Raw genomic sequence first — 18,805 nt, forward strand, 5'->3', positions numbered from 1 at the left:
GCTTTCTGTCATCATCAAGAGATGGGCATCCAGCTTTCACGCCAACAAGCCGCAGAGCGAGACCGCCTGCGCAGGTCCGCTGAACGCGACGCCGAAACCCTCGCGACATCGCCCGCCGACGACGACCTGGAAGCACTGGCCCAGTACGCGGCGACCGTGCCGATGGGCGACATTGCGTGAGAGGCTGGCACGCATGCTCAGTGCTCGAACTGATTTCGCGTTAGGCCCTGTAATTCAGTAGCGGTTAGTCTGCCCAGCCCCCGGCGGTTGGGATCCATGTGGCGGAGCGGTCGGCGGCAGGCAAGGAAGTAAGCACGCGGTCGTAGCAGCGTCCAGCCGCGGCGAGCGCCGCCTCCAGGCGGTGGTGGTCATCGCTGAGTGGACTCTTCTTTGCTTCCCGTGCCCAGCTATCGACCCACTCCGGGCCCGGAGCCGCAAGGGCAGTTGGCAACTCAGCGATACCCCGAAATGTCCGTTCCTGTTCGAGGGCATCGACGACGGTGCGAAGGTCGATCGGCAGATAGTGGGCAATGAGCAGCAGGTCGACCAAATCACGGAATCGTCCCGATGGGTGTGAGCGGTGAAGTTCGTACATCGCGCAAATCTTGTCGGCTATTTGATCTGCGATCGGGTAGAGCTGCACTTCGGGGTCCGCTGGGAAGTCCGCAGAATCGACCAGTCGGGGAACCCGCTTGCGCTCGATCTCGCCGACAAGTTCGCGGCGGGGGTGCACAACATCGATTTTGAAGGTGTCGAACACGGTGGGGCCGAGTCGTGCCTCAACGGTGATTCTGATTCCCTTGCCATCTGCCAGGGCGGTTCGCTTCTTCACCTGGAACCGGAACGAATCGACGTTGTTGTCCCGAACGATGTGTTCCAGTTCGGCGGCCGGGTCATCAGTGACACTGGCCGATTGGAGATCGATGTCGGTGCTGTGGCGTGCTCGGGGTAGACGCACCATCATGCTGACACCGCCTTTGAGGATCCATCCCTCAGGATCTGCAGTGAAGACTCGGGCGAGGAACTGCGACATGACGAATCGGCGCTGGACCTCGCTGAACTGTTGCCCATGCTCTGCGGCATGCCGCTTGAGGTGTGCGGTGACACTTGTGCGGGTGGCACCCGGAGTCCGTTGCGACGTCACCGTTCCTGCTCCTGATCGGTGGCTTCGGTCATCGCAGCAAGTTCATCGCCGAGGCGGGTAATCGCCGACTCCAGTCTCTCGAAGGCTTTGATCGTTTCCGGCGTGGTGTCGAGGACCTGGTGCATTCGTTCCAGGGACTCGACCGTCGCGTCGAACGCTGACATGGCATCGGCACGCTGCCATCCTGGGCCTGGCGTTGCTGCCTTTCGCTGTTGCGCGGCAAGCGAATTCGAGGCGATCTCGGCCAGCGCGATAGCGTTCGCGGGGACACCGGCCTGGTCGATCAGTGCGTCACGAAACCCCGCTCCGTCGAATTGCTGATATCCGTATCGAAAGACGTGGGGTGACAGTGCCTCGGCAACCTTTTCGAAGGTCAGCCGGTCGTCGGCAACCGCATCACGAACGATCGATGCCAGGTGTCCGGCGTCGATGGACGCGGCCGCTAGATCGCTGATCGTGCGTGCGGGGGTCGTCACGGGCAGGCCGTCGATGACCTCCCAATCGTCGCGGGTGAGATCGCCGCGGTGAACGACTGCGTCGGGAATCCCGAGGCGAATCCGGCGGATCGCGGTCAGTTCGACGGTGTCGGCCGCCATGTCGCCGAGGTTCTGCATCTGCGCCGCGGTGGCATGCGACAGCACACCGACGGGCACGTCCTGGTCCAGACGTTCCCACGACACAATGCCTGGGTCCAGCGCGAGCCAGGCCGCCCGCTGGGCCTGGTGCTTGTCGTGGGGGAAGCGAGTCACTCGATAGATGCCGTGGTGCAGTCGCTCCAGCTGACCCGAATCGGCCATGCGCTTGAGTTGGTGAGCGGTGACGCCGACGACGCGCGCCTGCCGACTGGTGACCAGACCGCCCTGCTCGGCCGCTAGTTCCACCACCCCCGCAGCGCGACTATCAGCTCTCATGGCATAAAAATATACGTTATAGCCACATTTTGTGCCATGGTTGCAGCTTTAGCGGGCACAAGAAAATCGAGCGGCTCCCCGCAAAGGCAGGGAGCCGCTCGACTGGGTCGGGTGGTTGAGGGTCAGATCGAGCCGGTGCTCAGGAAGCCGAGGAGGTCGTGGCGGGTGATGACGCCGACTGGCTTGCCGTCTTCGACGACCATGAGGGCGTCGGAGTCGGACAGGGCCTTGGTGGCGGTGGAGAGGGGTTCGCCGGAGCCGATGAGGGGGAACGACGGGCTCATGTGTTGGGCCACGGAGTCGGTGAGGTTGGCGCGGCCTTCGAAGACGGCGGACAGCAGGTCGCGTTCGGTGACGCTGCCTGCTACCTCACCGGCCATGACGGGCGGTTCGGCGCCGACGACGGGCATCTGGGAGACGCCGTATTCGCGCAGGATCTCGATGGCGTCGCGCAGGGTTTCCGACGGGTGGGTGTGGACCAGGTCGGGCAGTTCGCCGGACTTGCCGCGCAGCACGTCGCCGACCAGCGGTTCGGGGCCGGCTTCCAGGGGGGTGCGGAGGAAGCCGTAGGAGCTCATCCACTTGTCGTTGAAGATCTTCGACAGGTAGCCACGGCCACCGTCGGGCAGCAGCACGACCACCACGGCGTCGGGATCGCGGCGGGCGACCTCGATCGCGGCGACCACGGCCATGCCGCAGGAGCCGCCGACCAGCAGCCCTTCCTCGCGGGCCAGGCGCCGGGTCATCTCGAAGGAGTCGGCGTCGGAGACGGCGATGATCTCGTCGGGGATCGACGCGTCGTAGGCGGTGGGCCAGAAGTCCTCACCCACGCCCTCGACCAGGTAAGGGCGCCCGGTGCCGCCGGAGTACACCGAGCCTTCGGGATCGGCGCCGATGATCTTGACCTTGCCGCCGGACACTTCCTTGAGGTAGCGGCCGGTGCCGGAGATCGTGCCACCGGTGCCCACACCCGCGACGAAGTGCGTGATCTTGCCGTCGGTGTCGGCCCAGATTTCGGGACCTGTTGTCTCGTAATGGCTTTCGGGGCCGCCCGGGTTGGAGTACTGGTTGGGCTTCCAGGCGCCTTCGATCTCGCGGACCAGGCGATCGGAGACGTTGTAGTAGCTGTCGGGGTGCTCCGGCGCGACGGCGGTCGGGCAGACCACGACCTCGGCGCCGTAGGCACGCAGCACGTTGCGCTTGTCCTCGCTGACCTTGTCCGGGCACACGAACACGCACTTGTACCCGCGCTGCTGCGCGACCAACGCCAGCCCCACACCGGTGTTACCCGAGGTCGGCTCCACGATCGTCCCGCCCGGCTTCAGCAGCCCGTCCTGCTCGGCGGCGTCGATCATCTTGACCGCGATCCGATCCTTCGAGCTGCCGCCGGGGTTCAGGTACTCGACCTTCGCGGCCACCAGGCCGGCGTCGGGGCCGACCACCGAGTTCAGACGAACAAGGGGCGTGTTGCCGATGAGGTCAACGACATGATCCGCGATGCGCATAACCCCATCGTTGCAGAACCCCCGATTTCGCGAGTACATGGGTAACTCAGGGGGTACGGGCGGACCCTCACACCGCCTGAACCGCCGCCCGCGTCCGATGTCCCTCCGACACCTGAGTCCGGCTAGAGACTCGGGGAGGCGGACCGCGCCGTAGAATTTTCGGATGTGAGCGCACCTCGGATCAGCTGGCGTACCGCGGTAGTGACCGGCGCGACCACGGTGCTCGCCGGATCCAGCGCCGGAACGGTCTCCTGGGCGACGTATCGGTTGCTGATGACCCAGGCGGGCGCCGCACGCGCGGTAATCGGCCGCGACACTTCCAAGCCCCCCGAGGCCGACGGCGTGTACGCACCGGGCGCGATCCTCCCCGAGCCATGGCGCAAAACCACCCCCACCAACCTGCACCTGATGGTCTTCGGTGACTCCACCGCCGCAGGCCTGGGCTGCCTCAGCGCCGCGGAAGTCCCCGGCGTGCGCCTGGCACGCGGCCTGGCCGACGCGACCGGCCTCCGAATCCGCTTGAGCACCAAGGCAATATCGGGCGCCACTTCGAAGGGCCTGGCCGGTCAGGTCGACGCGATGTTCATCGCCGGACCCCCACCCGACGCCGCGGTGATCTTGGTCGGCGCCAACGACATCACCAAGAAACACTCCATCCGAGCCTCCGCCCGCCGACTGGCCGCGGCGGTGTCCCGACTGCGCGCCGCCGACGCCCTGGTCGTGGTCGGCACCTGCCCGAACCTGGGCACCGTCGTGGCGATCCAACAACCGTTGCGCACGATCGTGGCGAACTGGAGCGTGCGCCTGGCCAAGGCGCAAACCGTGGCCACGACCATCGCGGGCGGCGTCGCGGTGCCGATGGGTTCACCGCTGGTCGCCTCCGAATTCCGTGCCGCGCCCGAGATTCTGTTCGCGACAGACGGATTCCACCCGTCGGCCGCCGGCTACGAATTGGCCGCTGCGCAGCTGCTTCCGGTCCTGATCGAGCAGGTGCGCCACCGCCCTGCCCTTCCCGTGGCGCACCAGGAGACGTAGATTCGAATCAGACCGGCAAGTAAACAGCCGTTCACATCACAACACCGCGAATAAGGAGTCCTCATGCCCGAGGCCGTCATCGTCTCCACCGCCCGTTCCCCGATCGGCCGTGCCGTGAAGGGCTCACTGGCGGGAATGCGCCCGGACGACCTGACCGCGCAGATGGTTCGCGCCGCGCTGGCCAAGGTGCCCTCGCTGGACCCCACGCAGATCGACGACATCATCCTTGGCACCGGCTCGCCCGCCGGTGAGGGTGGCTTCGGCATGGGCCGCAACGTGGCGATCCAGCTCGGCCTCGACGTCGTGCCCGGCACCACCGTGCAGCGTTACTGTGCGTCGTCGCTGCAGACCACCCGCATGGCCTTCCACGCGATCAAGGCCGGCGAGGGTGACGTGTTCATCTCCGCCGGTGTGGAGACCGTCTCGCGCTACGCCAAGGGTTCGGCCGACAGCTGGCCCGACACCAAGAACCCCGAGTTCGCCGAGGCCGAGGCCCGCACCGCCGAGACCGCCAAGGGCGGCAAGGGCGCATGGCACGACCCGCGCGAAGACGGCCTGCTGCCCGACGCCTACATCGCGATGGGCCAGACCGCGGAGAACGTCGCGTCGCTGACCGGCATCTCCCGCGAGGACCAGGACCGCTGGGGCGTGCGCTCGCAGAACCGTGCCGAAGAGGCCATCAAGGCCGGTTTCTTCGAGCGCGAGATCACCCCGGTGACCCTGCCCGACGGCTCGATCGTCAGCAAGGACGACGGCCCGCGCGCCGGCGTCACCTACGAGGCGGTCAGCGGCCTGAAGCCGGTCTTCCGTCCCGACGGCACCGTCACCGCCGGCAACTGCTGCGCGCTCAACGACGGCGCCGCCGCGCTGGTCATCATGAGCGACACCAAGGCCAAGGAACTGGGCCTGACCCCGCTGGCCCGCATCGTGTCCACCGGCGTCTCCGGCCTGTCGCCGGAGATCATGGGCCTGGGCCCGGTCGAGGCCGTGCAGCGCGCGCTGGCACTGGCGGGCAAGTCGGTCTCCGACATCGACCTGTTCGAGATCAACGAAGCCTTCGCCGTGCAGGTGCTGGGTTCGGCGCGTGAGCTGAAGATCGACGAGGACAAGCTCAACGTCTCCGGTGGCGCGATCGCGCTGGGCCACCCCTTCGGCATGACCGGTGCCCGCATCACCACCACCCTGCTGAACAACCTGCAGACCTACGACAAGCAGTTCGGCGTGGAAACCATGTGCGTCGGCGGCGGCCAGGGCATGGCCCTGATCATCGAACGGCTGAGCTGATCCGCCTCCCCGCGTCTTTTGGCCGGACTTGGGTGCCGTGAGGTATTCGACGCGGCCAGACTTCGCGGGTGGTTGAGTCAGCCCGTCCCCGGTGAGTTACCCATGTGCTCGCCGGGGACTGTTCGTCTGCCTTGCGGCTGAGGGCAGTGATGAATCCGAGCGCCGCTCGAGAAGTTTGAAAATGCCAGCGGGACTTGCGATCTCATCGGCCGTCTCATGGAGAACCAATGCCATCTGAGGTTCGGTGTTCCCCAGGTGCGGTGCGGATTTCGGTGCCGAGGCCCTTTTCCGCCGCGGCGGTTCGGATCGCGTCGACCACTAGAAGAAGTGCGGCTCGGCCCGCGGAGTTGGTGCGGTAGGCCAGCGACACTGTGCGGGTGAAGTGGTCGGTGAGGGTGATGATGTCCACGCCGGGTGGGCGTAAGGCCAGGCCCAGATCCGATACCAGCGTGACGCCGAGGCCGGCCGCGACCATGGCCATCGCGGTCGACTGTTCTTCGACTTCGTGATCGATGCGCGGCCGCAGACCCGCGGATTGGAATGCCAGCCGAGCCGCGTGTCCGAAGTGGGAGCGGGCGGGCGCGATGATCCACGGGTGTTCGGACAGCTCGGCCAGGCTCACGCCGGCGGCGGGCACCGCACCGGCGGGCACGGCCGCGTGGATCCGCTCGACGGCGATGATCGCCCGCTCGAGGCCGCGGTCCCAGGTCATCGAATAGTTCGAGTAGTCGAGCACGAACGACAGGTCCAGCGTGCCGTCACGCACCGCGGCGGCGGTCGACTCCGGTGCGAGTTCGGTGGTGCGCACCAGAATGCCCGGGTGTGAGGCGGCGAGGGTGGTCAGCGCGGAGGGGAGCAGGCCCGCGGCCACCGACGCCCACACCCCGGCGGTGATCGTCGCGGTCACCGACCCGCCCGCTTCCTCCAACGCCTGCGTCGCGCGTTCGACCGCGGCCAATATCTCCTCGGCGTGCTCGGCGAGCACGATCCCCAGGTCGGTGAGTTGCACACGGCGCCCGCGTCTTTCGAACAGTCGGGTGCCGACATCACGTTCGAGTTGCGCCAGCTGTTGGGAAACCGCCGACGCGGTGTAGTGCAGTGCCGCCGCGGCAGCCGTGATCGTGCCGCGGCGGTGTAGTTCGCGCAGCATTCGCAGGCGGGCCAGTGACAGGTCCATAGTCCCGAGGGTAGGCAGCGGGGTGACACTGTGCAGCAACGGTGAACGGTGGCGTGAACGAACAGTAAATAGACGCGCGCGCACCGGTGACGCACGCTGATGTCTACCGGGACGACGAGGTCCACACGCCACGCACGAGGAGGTGGGCACCATGACGATGCTGGACCCGGGCGCAGGCCCGCCGCAGGTGACCGATACGGCAGTAATACCCACGACCCGCCGCAGCGAACCATATATGCGCCTGCACTGGACGGATTCGCACACCGACGCCGTCGGCTACCTCGTCGTCCACACCCTGCGCGGCGGCCTCGCCACCGGCGGCACCCGTATGCGACCCGGTTGCACCCTGAGCGAGGTCGAGGATCTCGCCCGCGGTATGGCCAACAAGACCACCACCTTCGACCTGCCGATCGGCGGCGCCAAGGGCGGTATCGACTTCGACCCCAAAGACCCACGCGCCGTGGAAGTTCTGGAACGCTTCTGCGAAGCGATGCGCCCCTGGCTGGACGCGCACTGGGTGACCGCCGAGGACCTGGGCGTCCCCCAACACCTGATCGACGCGGTCTTCGAAAAGCTCCATCTCGGCCAGAGCTTCCACGCCGCGATCCGCCGATCCGCTGACCCCGCAGCAACTTTGACGCGAGTTCGCAACGGACTCAACGCCGCGGTCGACGGCGGTTTCCTGCTCGGCGACGTCATCGGCGGCTACGGCGTCGCCCACGCCTGCCTCGCCACGGCCGTGCAATGGGGCCAAGCCCCCGCCGAGACCACCGCCGCGATCCAAGGCATCGGCACCATGGGCGGCGCAGCGGCCTACTACCTGCACGAAGCCGGCATGAAGATCACCGCGATCGCCGACGCCGCAGGCACCCTCTACTGCGCCGCCGGCCTCGACATCCCCACCCTGCTGGACCTGCGCGACGGCTACGGCGAAATCGACCGCACCCGCCTGCCCGCGGGCATCGACCAACTCCCACGCAACGCCATCATCGCCGCCGACGTGGACATCCTTGTCCCAGCAGCGATCTCGTACGCGATCACCCCCGACAACTCGTACGACATCACAGCCCGCGTGATCGTAGAAGCCGCCAACGCCGCCACCACCCCCGAAGCCGAAGCCATGCTCGCCGCCCGCGACATCCCGGTCCTGCCCGACTTCGTAGCCAACGCAGGCGCGGTCGCCTGGGCCTGGTGGCTCCTACTCGGCGAGGTAGACCACACCCCCGCCACCTCCTTCGACCGCCTCCGCACCACCATGCACACCAAAGTCGCCCAACTCCTCACCCCCTGGACCGACAACCACACCACCCCCCGAGAAACAGCCCACCACTGGTCCACCACCCCCACCCCACCCCCCACCCCGGTCGTCATCCCCTGAGAATGCACCGCCGCGGGGACGTCGGTGCTGCCGTTGCAAACAGCAGGCAGCACCGACCTCCGCGTCACTGGGTGAGTATCGAGTGCAACTTCACCCATTGATCCGGGTGGACGTAGGCGACGACGGTGTTGTGGTCGATGGCGGCGGCGGTCATTGCCGCGTCGACTCCGTGGTAGCGGGTGTGTAGGGACGCGCGGACTGTGCCGCCTATTCCGGAGAAGGCGGTTCGTACCAGGTGTGTGTAGGAATCATGGTGGTGGACAAGGGGTTCCGGTCGGCGGGTGATTTGTAGGATCGCGGAATCCACCGAGGGGATGGGGCGGAAGCTGGTGCGGGGGATATGGCCGCGGAGGTTCCAGGTGAACCAGGGCCAGGTGGTTGCGGTCAGCAGGCTCCAGCGGCCGTAGTCGCCGGTGCGTTTGCGGGCGTATTCGCGTTGGGTGAGCAGGGCGGCCGAGGTCAGGGTGGGGGCGGTCAGGCACCAGTCGACGATGTCGGCGGTGGCGGAGAACGGGATATTGCCTACGACGGCGAAAGGTTCGCGAGGAGCCTTGGCCTTGGTGAAATCACCACGGACAACACGGATTCCGTCGTCGGAACGTGTCTGCGCCGAGAGCTTGGCCGCCAGTAGCGGATCGATCTCGTACGCGGTGACCTGCGCACTCCGTCGAGCCAGGGCCCGCGTCAGAATGCCTTCGCCCGCACCGGGTTCGAGAATGATCCCCGCCGGATCGGCCGCCGCCACGATCGCGGCGACCGCCGCATGATCGACCAGAAAGTTCTGCGACAGAGCCCTTCTCGCGTGATCACGGGTGGTGCGACCGCCACCGCGACCGGTGACCTTGCGTTGAGTGTGTGAGTAGTTTCGATGTGCGAAATCCTGCGCCACGGCAGTGTGCCCCTTCGGGTCTTCGAGTCGGATGCAAGCTCGAAGGGCCCTGGGCGCGCCGGTGGACGCCGATGAAGTTATCCGCGTCCGCTAGCGGGCCAGAGCCCGGTAGTGGCGGATGCGGATGAAGAAGTGACACGACATGCCATCGACTCTAGGAAGCGCCCCGACGGCGGCACAACCGATTTTCCGGGCCGGTGCGGGCGACAAGTCGGCTTCGGTCGAGCAAATTTCTCGTTATCGGATGGTTTGGCTCACCTTTCCCGGGTATCCCCCGGTAGACATACTCGGTAATCGGGCGGGAAGAGCGAAAGGAAGTGCGCTGTGGAAGCCTCCGTCGTTGCGATTGATTTCCAGCAGGGCTTGACCGACGCGTGGAGTTCGGTCGCGCAGTTCGTCCCGAAAGCGGTGGCGTTCGTCGCCATTCTTCTCGTCGGCTGGATCATCGCGAAAGTAGTCGCCAAGGTCGTCAAGGCGGTGCTGGAACGGGTCGGGTTCGATAAATTGGTCGAACGCGGCGAGCTGCGAAAAATGCTGTCGCGCAGTAAATATGACGCGTCCGGCATTCTGGCCAAGCTCGCCTATTACGCGATCCTGCTGATCGCGCTGCAGGTCGGTTTCGCGGTGTTCGGACCGAACCCGGTCAGCGCACTACTCACCAGCATCGTGGCCTGGCTGCCCAAGGCCGCCGTCGCGATGGTGATCGTGGTGATCGCCGCCGCCATCGCGCGCGCGGTGAGCGAACTGGTCACCAATGTGCTGGGCGGGCTGTCCTACGGGACCATGCTGGGCAAGATCGCGGCGGTGTTCATCTGGGGTATCGGCATCATCGCCGCGCTGAATCAGATCGGCGTCGCGACCTCGGTGACCACCCCGATCCTGATCGCGGTGCTGGCCACCATCGGCGGCATCCTGGTCGTGGGTGTGGGCGGTGGCCTGGTCAGGCCCATGGAACAGCGGTGGAGCAGCTGGTTGGGCAATCTCGAATCGGAGATGCCCGCGATGAAGGGACAGGCGCAGGCCTACCAGCGCGGTCGTGAGGATGTGGCGCGGCAGCAGACCGGCGTGAGCACCGAGCAGACCACCGAATGGGTGACTCCCGCTGGGGGAGCACCCGAGGCCAGGTAAACCAACCGGCGCCGGCGTTCCGTCACGATCACGTGGCGGGGCGCCGATTCCGTGCGCTCGCCGCAGCAGCCGCGTGCTGGCAGACAGCGGCCAATCGCATCGGCAACCACTCGGCGTCGTGCCAGCTTTCCGGTGTGGCCGAACACAATTCGTCGGCCCCGTCGAGCAGCCCGCGAACATAACCGGCGAGCAGAATGGGCAGCGGAATCCGCGCCGAATCCTCGACGCCGAATTCGAGAATGTCACGCACCGCGGCGGCGTGCTGATCCAGCTCGGCCAGCACGGCCGGATACGTGGCCGCGGCGGCGGTCGCGGGAATCCCGTAGTCGATATTCAGTTGTCGAAGATGTCGCAATGCCGATATTTCGAGCAACGCGTGACCGGGCGAAAACACCCTCGGATAGTAGCAATCGGCACCACGATATGAAACTCGACTGTTTCACGATCATGATCATTTCAGCAAACATGCAGCAACATTGAGACTGTCGATCATCCTGGTTGCGAGGTGCGGTCGACGCGTCCGAGAAGTTGCGCGAACCTGCCCGCCGTTGGATTCTGGGCGTGTATAACCATCCGTAGACAACTTTCGGCAAACCAGCTCGGCGAGCGAAAGGATCCGCAGTGCACGCCACCGACTCGGCCGTTCAGCTGCTCGGCATGAACCCGATCATCGCAGCTAGTGCGGGGTATTCGGCCCGCGCGGGCATCGCGGAAATGCTGCACACCCCCTACGCGGCGGTGCTCGGCCGCTTCACCGCCGCCTTGATCTGGGGTTGCGGAGGTGTGGCTACTCTCACCGCCGCGGGCGTCTCCACCGCGATCACCGTGCCGCTGGCGCTGACCGTGCTGACGGTGGTCGTCGCCGCGCTGGCGCTGGCTTTCGCCGGTGGTCTGATCCGGCCCGCGCCGACTACCTGAACGCGTTGGCGTCGGTGAGCGCCTTGCCGATGACCAGCTGGTGCACCTCGGCGGTGCCTTCGTAGGTCAGCACCGACTCGAGATTGTTCGCATGCCGCAGCACCGGGTAATCGAGCGTAATGCCATTGGCGCCCAAGATCGTTCGGCACTCACGCGCGATCTCGAGGGCTTCGCGAGTGCTGTTGAGCTTGCCGGCACTGATCTGCTCACCAGTGATCTCATGGCGATCCTTCAACCGCCCCAGATGCAGCGCCAGCAACTGCCCCTTGCCCAGCTCCAAGGCCATATCCGCCAACTTGGCCTGCGTGAGCTGGTAGCCGGCGAGGGGTTTGTCGAAAACCTCACGCGTGCGGGCATATTCGATCGCCGAGGTCAGGCAATCCCGTGCCGCGCCCAGCGCACCGAAGATGATCCCGAACCGTGCCTCGCTCAAACAGGCCAGCGGCGAACTCAACCCCAGCGACTCCGGCAGCACCGCATCGGCGGGCAACCGCACATCATCGAAATCCAGTGCGGCAGTGATGGATGCGCGCAGCGACAGTTTCCGATGGATCTCGCGCGTGGTGAACCCCGGCGTGCCCGCGGGCACCAGGAACCCACGCACCCGCGGCTTGTCCGAACCCGGCTCGTCGGCATAAGCCCACACCACCGCGATATCGGCCACCGACCCGTTGGTGATCCACATCTTCGACCCGTTGAGCACCCAGTCGTCACCGTCGCGCCGCGCCCGCGTGCGCATCCCCCCGGGATTGGACCCGAAATCCGGTTCGGTCAGCCCGAAGCACCCGATCACCTCACCGGCCGCCATCGCGGGCAGATACTGCTGCTTCTGCTCCTCGGACCCGAAGAAGTGAATAGCCGCCATCGCCAGCGACCCCTGCACCGACACCATGCTGCGCACCCCGGAGTCGATGGCTTCCAATTCCTGACACGCCAGCCCATAAGCGGTAGCCGAAGCCCCCGCGCACCCGTACCCCTCGAGATGCATCCCCAACAACCCGAGCTTCCCCAGCTCCGGCGCGATCTCCCGAGCCGGAAACGTCCCCTGCTCGAACCAGTCACCGATATGCGGCCGCAGCCGACGTTCCCCGAATCGCGCCACCGTGTCCCGGATTTCGCGCTCCTCGGACGACAGCAACGGATCAATGGCGAACAGCTCTTCGACGGTGACCATGGCGTGAGCTTAATCGGCAGGGTTGCGCGGTGTTCGCCGTTCTTCGCACACCGCCGACGCCACTCAGATCGCGGATCCGCCGAAATCGCATTCCCTCGCGCACTCCGCCAGCGATGCCAGCCCGGGATCGTCGTTCACGTGCCCCATGGCGTCCATGGACAACAGGGCATTGAGCAGCATACCGTTGGCGATGAACTCGCGTGCGTGCTGTGGTGTGCAGCCGGTGCGCGTGATCAGTGTGGTGAACAGTGTCGACATGAACTCGCGTGCGGAACGCGAGATCTGGGGATAGGCGGCCCCGGCGCAGAAGCCTTGCGACAGCACCATGAGTACGTCACGGTCGGCGACCAATTCACTGTAGGCCGCACCGAGGTTGTCCCAGACCTGAGCCGATTCCGCTTTTTCTGGATCGTTCAGCTCGACAGCGAACCGTGCCAGTACCGCGGCGGTGGCGCGATCGAACACCTCCTCGAACAGGTCGATCTTCGTGCCGAACTTCTGCACGACATAAGGCTGCGACACCCCGGCCTCGCGCGCGACATCATCGGTGCTCGTCCCGGCCATACCGCCACGTGAGAACGCGCGTGCGGCGGCTTGGAGGATCTGCTCGCGACGGTCCTGAGCGCTCAATCTGGTTGCCACACAACGAATCTACCATCCACCTGATCAGCGACTGGCGTTGACAACCTATCGAACGATAACTACCGTTGCGTAAACGCGTCGGATGCTCGACGAGCAAAGGGGTTCAGGGGAATTTCCACAAATATAGAAATGCCGTGACCGGCGCTTTCGGTGCCGAATCTGTCAGTGGCAGCCTGGCGCGTACATGAATTTCCGCTATTCCCGCCGCGCCCATACAGGGCACGATCGCGGCCCATTTCTCTGTGAAAGAAACACCGTGACAACTACGAAAATTGCCCAACAGGCACAACGATCCGCAAGCGCACCATGGACCCTGATAGTCGTCGCACTCGCGACGTTCATGCTGATGCTGGACCTGACCGTGGTCAATGTCGCTCTTCCGGACATTCGGGCCGACTTCGACGCCAGTTTCACTGCCCTACAGTGGATCCTGGACGGCTACGCGCTGGGCCTGGCCGCCGTTCTGCTGGCGGCAGGCGCGTTGGCTGACCGACTCGGTCGAAAATTGGTCTTCGTCATCGGACTCGTCGTGTTCGTGGTGTCTTCGCTGGCCTGCGGCCTCGCACCGAACGACACCGTCCTGATCGTCGCCCGCCTCGTGCAGGGCCTCGGTGGTGCCATCTTGTTCGCAGTCGGACCTGCTCTGATCGGTCACGAATTTCGCGGCAAGGACCGCGGCATGGCTTTCGGTGTCTTCGGGGCTGTGGCCGGGCTTGCCATCGCGTTCGGCCCGTTGATCGGCGGCGCGCTGACCGAAAGCTTCGGTTGGCGTTGGATTTTCCTGATCAACGTGCCGCTGACCATCGTCACCCTGGCGATCGGCTACTTCACGGTGCGCGAATCCCGCAGCGCCACCGCGGCACCGGTCGACTGGATCGGCATGGTCACCTTCTCCTTCGGCCTGTTCTTCCTCGTCCTCGGCTTCCTGCGTGGCCACGACGACGGCTGGACCAGCGCCGCGATTCTCGGCTACTTCACCGTCGCGGTGGTGCTGCTGGCCGCGTTCACCTGGTCCCAGATCTCGCGCCCCGACCGGGCCATGTTCGACCTGAGCCTGTTTGCCAATCGCACCTTCAACGGACTTTCGGTCGTGACCGCACTGTGCGCGGTTTCGGTGATGCCCGCGCTGTTCCTGCTCATCGCCTATATGCAAAATATGCAGGGATACGGCGCATTTGCGACCGGTGTACGGTTCCTGCCCCTGACGTTGCTTCTGTTCGTTGCCGCGGCGGTCGCCGGCAGACTGGTCGCCACCATCGCACCCGCCGTCATGGTCGGTGCTTCCCAGTTGCTGATCGCTGCCGGGTTGTTCGCGGTCCTGCTCGTGGACGCGGATTCGTCGTGGACCGCACTGATTCCGGCGATGATTCTCATCGGACTCGGCATGGGCGTATTCAACCCGCCACGAGCGGCTTTCTCGATCGCGGTGACCACCCCGGAGAAGGCAGGCATGGCCTCAGGGGTCAACGAAACCTTCCAGCAGGCCGGTCTCGCCATCGGCATCGCCGCGGTCGGCGTGTTCTTCCAGAGTCGAGTCGAGGGCAACTTCGCCGAGTCCGATATCGCGAAGAGCGCACTGGGCGGTCAGGCGTCCCAGATCGCCGACGTCGTCTCGGCCGGCGGGCCGAGCACTGCGGCCGCTCTGGTCCCGGCGCCGATCGCCGAACCAGTCCGTGCTGCCGCTGAAGCGGCCTTCGTCAACGGCATGCACGACGCGATGCTGCTGACCGCAGCGCTGGCGACGCTGTCCGGCCTCATCGCCTTGTTCACTCTGCGTACCCGCGACCTGGACGAAGCAGCTCTCGCGACACCCGGTGTCCCCGGTGGCAACGTCGAACCCGTGTCGGTCGCCTAGTCATGCGCGCATCGTTTCGCGTATTGCAACCCCTGCGCGATAATCCAAATCCGGCCATCTACTCTGGGGCCATGAGTGAGCTGGGATTCTCCACCAGGGCCGTGCATGCCGGATATGAACCCGATCCTCAGACCGGTGCGGTCAACGTGCCCATCTACGCGAGTTCGACCTTCGCTCAGGACGGCGTGGGCGGGATGCGTGGCGGGTATGAGTACGCGCGCACCGGCAACCCGACTCGCACGGCACTGGAAGCCAACCTCGCCGCCCTGGAATCGGGCAGCTTCGGGCGTGCGTTCGCCTCGGGCATGGCGGCCACCGACTGTGCGTTGCGCGCGATGCTGCGCCCCGGCGACCACATCGTGATTCCCGACGACGCGTACGGCGGCACCTTCCGGCTCATCGACAAGGTGTTCAGCCAGTGGGGCATCGAGCACTCGCCCGCCCACATCGCCGACCTGGACGCGGTGCGCGCGGCCATTCGCCCCAACACCAAGCTGGTGTGGATCGAAACCCCGACCAACCCGTTGCTGAGCATCGGCGACATCCCGGCGCTGGCCGATATCGCGCACGCCGCGGACGCGAAGTTGGTCGTGGACAACACTTTTGCCACCCCCTACCTGCAGCAGCCGCTGTCGCTGGGCGCCGACGTGGTGCTGCACTCGACCACCAAGTACCTGGGCGGGCACTCCGATGTGGTCGGTGGCGCGCTGATCACCAACGACGCCGATCTCGACAAGGATTTCGCGTTCCTGCAGAACGGCGCGGGCGCGGTCCCCGGCCCGTTCGACGCGTTCCTGACCATGCGCGGCATCAAGACCCTGGCCGTGCGCATGGAGAAGCACTGCGACAATGCCGAGGTCATCGCGGAATTCCTGTCCAACCACCCGGCCATCTCGCAGGTCATCTACCCGGGCCTGCCCACGCATCCCGGGTACGAGATCGCGCAGAAGCAGATGCGGCGCAGCGGCGGCATGATCTCGGTGCGCCTGGCCGGTGGACGCGAAGCGGCACTGAAGTTCTGCTCGCGCACGGAGATCTTCACATTGGCCGAATCGCTGGGCGGCGTCGAATCGCTGATCGAGCACCCCGGCGCGATGACCCACGCCAGCACCGAGGGCTCGGCGCTGGAAGTGCCCGCCGACCTGGTGCGCCTGTCGGTCGGCATCGAGGACATCAGCGATCTGCTCGCTGACGTCGAGCAGGCACTGAGCTGAGCAGGGCTCGAGCTGAGTAAGGACGCACACATGACGAAGCGGCCGCATCCGGGATCCGGATGCGGCCGCTTGCGTTCGGGTTCAGTTCGTGTGGGTTCGAAGACGAACTCAGCTGTGGTACGGCTCCGCGCTGACCAGCGTGACCTTCATGGTGTTGCCGTTGGGGAGCGTGTACTCGCGGGTCTCGCCCACCTTGGCGTCGATCAGCGCGCCGCCCAGCGGGGAGTTGGGCGAGTAGGCCTCGAGGCCGGTGGCGCCAAGGCCCTCTTCGCGGGTGGCGATCAGGAAGGTCTCGGTATCGCCTTCGTCACCGTCGTAGTAGACCGTGACGACCGAACCCGGAAGTGCCACACCGGATTTGGTGGGGGCGACGCCGACCTTGGCGTTGTTCAGCAGTTCCTGCAGCTGGCGGATACGCGCCTCTTGCTGACCCTGCTCTTCGCGCGCGGCGTGGTAGCCACCGTTCTCCTTGAGGTCGCCTTCTTCGCGACGCTCGTTGATCTCGGCGGCAATGACCGGACGATTGGCAATGAGCGAGTCGAGCTCGCCCTTGAGCCTGTCGTGCGACTCCTGGGTAAGCCAGGTCACATTCTCGGTCATCTCGATCACTCCCTAGTAGTTGTTCCCGGCGAACCGGGATTCCCTGAAACCGGCGCGATGCCCCCTGTGCGAGGACATGCACCAGCCCGACGGCTGGAGCGATCCTGGGGGTGAACCCGTAACCCGCCAACAGCACCGCTGGCCGCCAATGCAGCAAACACGGCTCCGAACCCCGGAACCGTGTATCAGACCATTTTAGCATGTCTCACAAATATGCAGGTCAGGCTAGCCGGGTAGGCGTAAGTAGCCCGGAACGTGGTCGCTGCAGCCATAGATGTCGCCCGCCGAAGCGCGCGCAGATGACCTGACCATAGTGCTCACCTGCACGCTGGTCGAATCCGATCCGGGCACCAGCACTTCGCGTCGTCCGACCTCGGCGCCGTCGCGATCCATGGCCCGCACGAAGCAGACCACGGCCTGCTGTGGGTGGTCGCGCGTGACCTTGATGCGCATCTCGAGGGTGCTGTCGTCGACGACCACGTAACCCAGCTGTTCGGTTTCCACCGCCTTCGGGCCGTATTTCTGGAAACCCAGGTAGGCAACAACGGACCCGGCCACGAGCACGCCGACACCGAGCAAAACCACCAGCCACAGGCGACGCGCAGGAGGTTTTGTGCCGTAGCGATCGGCGTGTCGCGCGGCTGCGGCGGCCGAGGTCGCGGCGGAGTCCGGTGCGGGCTCGGTCATCGGTTCGCGCTCCCGGGGGTGGTCGGAACAAACAGGGGGTCGGATGGAACTATAGGGAACGACATCTGACACCCGGCAGCGAGAGCGACGGTGAACGAGAAGTGAGTGGCCTTCGCCTCATGGCAGTGCACGCCCACCCCGACGACGAATCGAGCAAGGGCGCCGCGACGATGGCGCGCTATGCCGATGAGGGCGCCGAAGTACTGGTGGTGACCCTGACCGGCGGGGAACGCGGCAGCATCCTCAACCCGGCCATGGACACCCCCGGTGTCCTGGACCGCATTCTGGACGTCCGACGCGAGGAGATGGCCGCCGCGGCCGCCGCGCTCGGGGTGAAGCAGCACTGGCTGGGCTTCATCGACTCTGGCCTGCCCGAAGGCGACCCGCTGCCGCCGCTGCCCGAAGGTTGCTTCGCGCTGGTGCCGCTCGAGGAATCCACCGAGGCGCTGGTTCGCGTGATCCGCGAGTTCAAGCCGCAGGTCATGACGACCTACGACGAGAACGGCGGCTACCCGCACCCCGACCACATCCGCTGCCACGAGGTGTCCATGGCCGCCTTCGAAGCCGCGGGCGATCCCGAGGCGTTCCCCGACGCGGGCCCGCCGTGGACGGTGTCGAAGATCTACTACGACCACGGTTTCTCGGTGAAGCGGCTGGCCGCGTTCGCCGCGGAGTACGAGGCCAACGGCGAACCGTTCCCGCTGCAGGAGTGGCTGGACCGGATGCGCGAGTTCGGCCGCGAGGACATGTGGGGCCGGATCACCACCCAGATCGAATGCTCGAAATACTTCCCCCAGCGTGACGACGCCCTGCGCGCGCACGCCACCCAGATCGACCCCAACGGCGCGTTCTTCGCGATCCCGTTGGAAATGCAACAGCGGCTGTGGCCGACCGAGGAGTTCGAATTGGCCAAGACACGCGTGTCCACCGCTATCCCGGAGACGGACCTGTTCGCCGGCATCGAGGACACTGACCGGTGATGTTGATCTACCTCGCGCAGCAACCCACCGGCCCCGAATTCGGCAAGGCCTCCCCGCTCGGCCTGCTGGTCATCCTGATCCTGCTGGCAGGCACGGCCCTGCTGGTCCGCTCGATGAACAAGCACCTCAAGGGCCTGCCCGAATCCTTCGAACCCGAACACCCCGAACCGGACCAGAAGGCCGACGACGGCACCGAACCCGGCGTGATCACTCCAGCACCTCACGATGCTTCCCCCAACGGGGGATAACCACATCGTGCATCCGATCGCTCCAGCGATTACGGC

The 18,805-nt window shown here is 65.8% G+C and carries 20 protein-coding genes; 10 read left to right on the forward strand and 10 right to left on the reverse strand.

Annotated elements, in window-relative coordinates; all coding sequences use genetic code 11:
- Positions 1–21 precede the first annotated feature (21 nt).
- Complete coding sequence (locus ACFWVD_RS01275) at positions 22–180, forward strand: hypothetical protein (RefSeq protein WP_379239907.1); 159 nt, start codon at positions 22–24, stop codon at positions 178–180.
- A gap of 64 nt (positions 181–244) precedes the next feature.
- Here ACFWVD_RS01275 and ACFWVD_RS01280 read toward each other — a convergent pair whose 3' ends face one another.
- The 3 genes from ACFWVD_RS01280 to ACFWVD_RS01290 form a co-directional block, all read right to left on the reverse strand.
- On the reverse strand, positions 245–1,144 hold the full coding sequence (locus ACFWVD_RS01280; RefSeq protein ID WP_379239908.1) for a nucleotidyl transferase AbiEii/AbiGii toxin family protein: 900 nt from the start codon (positions 1,142–1,144) through the stop codon (positions 245–247).
- Positions 1,141–2,055 carry a type IV toxin-antitoxin system AbiEi family antitoxin domain-containing protein gene (locus ACFWVD_RS01285; RefSeq protein ID WP_379239909.1) on the reverse strand — a complete coding sequence of 305 codons (915 nt, stop codon included), beginning with the start codon at positions 2,053–2,055 and terminating at the stop codon, positions 1,141–1,143. The genes ACFWVD_RS01280 and ACFWVD_RS01285 overlap by 4 nt, the downstream gene beginning before the upstream one ends.
- Before the next feature lie 122 nt (positions 2,056–2,177).
- Positions 2,178–3,560 carry a cystathionine beta-synthase gene (locus ACFWVD_RS01290; protein ID WP_379239910.1) on the reverse strand — a complete coding sequence of 461 codons (1,383 nt, stop codon included), beginning with the start codon at positions 3,558–3,560 and terminating at the stop codon, positions 2,178–2,180.
- A 165-nt stretch (positions 3,561–3,725) separates the two neighbouring features.
- Between ACFWVD_RS01290 and ACFWVD_RS01295 the strand changes: the two genes are divergently transcribed.
- Entirely contained in the window at positions 3,726–4,595 is an 870-nt protein-coding gene (locus ACFWVD_RS01295) for an SGNH/GDSL hydrolase family protein (RefSeq protein WP_379239911.1), read from the forward strand.
- Between the two features lie 63 nt (positions 4,596–4,658).
- Positions 4,659–5,879, forward strand: coding sequence for an acetyl-CoA C-acetyltransferase (locus tag ACFWVD_RS01300; RefSeq protein ID WP_379239912.1), 1,221 nt, complete (start codon positions 4,659–4,661; stop codon positions 5,877–5,879).
- Between the two features lie 214 nt (positions 5,880–6,093).
- Here ACFWVD_RS01300 and ACFWVD_RS01305 read toward each other — a convergent pair whose 3' ends face one another.
- Positions 6,094–7,056 carry a LysR substrate-binding domain-containing protein gene (locus ACFWVD_RS01305; RefSeq protein ID WP_379239913.1) on the reverse strand — a complete coding sequence of 321 codons (963 nt, stop codon included), beginning with the start codon at positions 7,054–7,056 and terminating at the stop codon, positions 6,094–6,096.
- Positions 7,057–7,213: 157 nt separating this feature from the next.
- Between ACFWVD_RS01305 and ACFWVD_RS01310 the strand changes: the two genes are divergently transcribed.
- A complete protein-coding gene (locus ACFWVD_RS01310) occupies positions 7,214–8,434 on the forward strand; it encodes a Glu/Leu/Phe/Val dehydrogenase dimerization domain-containing protein (protein WP_379240932.1) in 1,221 nt (406 codons plus the stop codon).
- A gap of 64 nt (positions 8,435–8,498) precedes the next feature.
- Here ACFWVD_RS01310 and erm read toward each other — a convergent pair whose 3' ends face one another.
- Positions 8,499–9,323 carry an ErmE/ErmH/ErmO/ErmR family 23S rRNA (adenine(2058)-N(6))-methyltransferase gene (gene erm, locus ACFWVD_RS01315; protein WP_379239914.1) on the reverse strand — a complete coding sequence of 275 codons (825 nt, stop codon included), beginning with the start codon at positions 9,321–9,323 and terminating at the stop codon, positions 8,499–8,501.
- 324 nt (positions 9,324–9,647) lie between these two features.
- On the opposite strand from erm, the gene ACFWVD_RS01320 reads away from it, so the two are divergent.
- Positions 9,648–10,451, forward strand: a complete 804-nt coding sequence (locus tag ACFWVD_RS01320; protein WP_379239915.1) for a hypothetical protein — start codon at positions 9,648–9,650, stop codon at positions 10,449–10,451.
- Positions 10,452–10,479: 28 nt separating this feature from the next.
- On the opposite strand, the gene ACFWVD_RS01325 is transcribed toward ACFWVD_RS01320, so the two are convergent.
- Positions 10,480–10,845, reverse strand: coding sequence for a DUF6401 family natural product biosynthesis protein (locus ACFWVD_RS01325; RefSeq protein ID WP_379239916.1), 366 nt, complete (start codon positions 10,843–10,845; stop codon positions 10,480–10,482).
- Positions 10,846–11,072: 227 nt separating this feature from the next.
- On the opposite strand from ACFWVD_RS01325, the gene ACFWVD_RS01330 reads away from it, so the two are divergent.
- Positions 11,073–11,369, forward strand: a complete 297-nt coding sequence (locus tag ACFWVD_RS01330; RefSeq protein WP_379239917.1) for a hypothetical protein — start codon at positions 11,073–11,075, stop codon at positions 11,367–11,369.
- Here ACFWVD_RS01330 and ACFWVD_RS01335 read toward each other — a convergent pair.
- On the reverse strand, positions 11,362–12,543 hold the full coding sequence (locus tag ACFWVD_RS01335) for an acyl-CoA dehydrogenase family protein (protein ID WP_379239918.1): 1,182 nt from the start codon (positions 12,541–12,543) through the stop codon (positions 11,362–11,364). The genes ACFWVD_RS01330 and ACFWVD_RS01335 overlap by 8 nt on opposite strands.
- A 63-nt stretch (positions 12,544–12,606) precedes the next feature.
- Entirely contained in the window at positions 12,607–13,185 is a 579-nt protein-coding gene (locus ACFWVD_RS01340) for a TetR/AcrR family transcriptional regulator (protein WP_379239919.1), read from the reverse strand.
- 256 nt (positions 13,186–13,441) lie between these two features.
- Here ACFWVD_RS01340 and ACFWVD_RS01345 point away from each other — a divergent pair, with 256 nt between their 5' ends.
- Together ACFWVD_RS01345 and ACFWVD_RS01350 are read left to right on the forward strand one after the other, a co-directional pair.
- Positions 13,442–15,040, forward strand: coding sequence for an MFS transporter (locus tag ACFWVD_RS01345; RefSeq protein ID WP_379239920.1), 1,599 nt, complete (start codon positions 13,442–13,444; stop codon positions 15,038–15,040).
- Between the two features lie 71 nt (positions 15,041–15,111).
- Complete coding sequence (locus ACFWVD_RS01350) at positions 15,112–16,254, forward strand: cystathionine gamma-synthase (protein ID WP_379239921.1); 1,143 nt, start codon at positions 15,112–15,114, stop codon at positions 16,252–16,254.
- A gap of 108 nt (positions 16,255–16,362) precedes the next feature.
- Here ACFWVD_RS01350 and greA read toward each other — a convergent pair whose 3' ends face one another.
- Both greA and ACFWVD_RS01360 read right to left on the reverse strand, forming a co-directional pair.
- On the reverse strand, positions 16,363–16,854 hold the full coding sequence (gene greA / locus ACFWVD_RS01355) for a transcription elongation factor GreA (RefSeq protein ID WP_056813695.1): 492 nt from the start codon (positions 16,852–16,854) through the stop codon (positions 16,363–16,365).
- 225 nt (positions 16,855–17,079) lie between these two features.
- Positions 17,080–17,541 carry a DUF4307 domain-containing protein gene (locus ACFWVD_RS01360; protein WP_379239922.1) on the reverse strand — a complete coding sequence of 154 codons (462 nt, stop codon included), beginning with the start codon at positions 17,539–17,541 and terminating at the stop codon, positions 17,080–17,082.
- A 119-nt stretch (positions 17,542–17,660) separates the two neighbouring features.
- Between ACFWVD_RS01360 and mca the strand changes: the two genes are divergently transcribed.
- Both mca and ACFWVD_RS01370 read left to right on the forward strand, forming a co-directional pair.
- On the forward strand, positions 17,661–18,521 hold the full coding sequence (gene mca, locus ACFWVD_RS01365; RefSeq protein ID WP_379239923.1) for a mycothiol conjugate amidase Mca: 861 nt from the start codon (positions 17,661–17,663) through the stop codon (positions 18,519–18,521).
- A complete protein-coding gene (locus tag ACFWVD_RS01370) occupies positions 18,521–18,769 on the forward strand; it encodes a hypothetical protein (RefSeq protein ID WP_379240933.1) in 249 nt (82 codons plus the stop codon). The genes mca and ACFWVD_RS01370 overlap by 1 nt, the downstream gene beginning before the upstream one ends.
- The last annotated feature ends 36 nt before the right edge of the window (positions 18,770–18,805 follow it).

This window comes from Nocardia sp. NPDC058666, from assembly GCF_042714895.1.
GTDB lineage: Bacteria > Actinomycetota > Actinomycetes > Mycobacteriales > Mycobacteriaceae > Nocardia.

Excerpts from the sequence above, each read along its gene's own strand:
- mca (WP_379239923.1), top strand. The coding sequence starts at position 17,661 with ATGGCAGTGCACGCCCACCCCGACGACGAATCGAGCAAGGGCGCCGCG.
- ACFWVD_RS01335 (WP_379239918.1), bottom strand. The coding sequence starts at position 12,543 with ATGGTCACCGTCGAAGAGCTGTTCGCCATTGATCCGTTGCTGTCGTCC.
- greA (WP_056813695.1), bottom strand. The coding sequence starts at position 16,854 with ATGACCGAGAATGTGACCTGGCTTACCCAGGAGTCGCACGACAGGCTC.
- ACFWVD_RS01310 (WP_379240932.1), top strand. The coding sequence starts at position 7,214 with ATGCTGGACCCGGGCGCAGGCCCGCCGCAGGTGACCGATACGGCAGTA.
- ACFWVD_RS01275 (WP_379239907.1), top strand. The coding sequence starts at position 22 with ATGGGCATCCAGCTTTCACGCCAACAAGCCGCAGAGCGAGACCGCCTG.
- ACFWVD_RS01290 (WP_379239910.1), bottom strand. The coding sequence starts at position 3,560 with ATGCGCATCGCGGATCATGTCGTTGACCTCATCGGCAACACGCCCCTT.
- ACFWVD_RS01370 (WP_379240933.1), top strand. The coding sequence starts at position 18,521 with ATGTTGATCTACCTCGCGCAGCAACCCACCGGCCCCGAATTCGGCAAG.
- ACFWVD_RS01285 (WP_379239909.1), bottom strand. The coding sequence starts at position 2,055 with ATGAGAGCTGATAGTCGCGCTGCGGGGGTGGTGGAACTAGCGGCCGAG.
- ACFWVD_RS01300 (WP_379239912.1), top strand. The coding sequence starts at position 4,659 with ATGCCCGAGGCCGTCATCGTCTCCACCGCCCGTTCCCCGATCGGCCGT.
- ACFWVD_RS01350 (WP_379239921.1), top strand. The coding sequence starts at position 15,112 with ATGAGTGAGCTGGGATTCTCCACCAGGGCCGTGCATGCCGGATATGAA.
- ACFWVD_RS01305 (WP_379239913.1), bottom strand. The coding sequence starts at position 7,056 with ATGGACCTGTCACTGGCCCGCCTGCGAATGCTGCGCGAACTACACCGC.
- ACFWVD_RS01360 (WP_379239922.1), bottom strand. The coding sequence starts at position 17,541 with ATGACCGAGCCCGCACCGGACTCCGCCGCGACCTCGGCCGCCGCAGCC.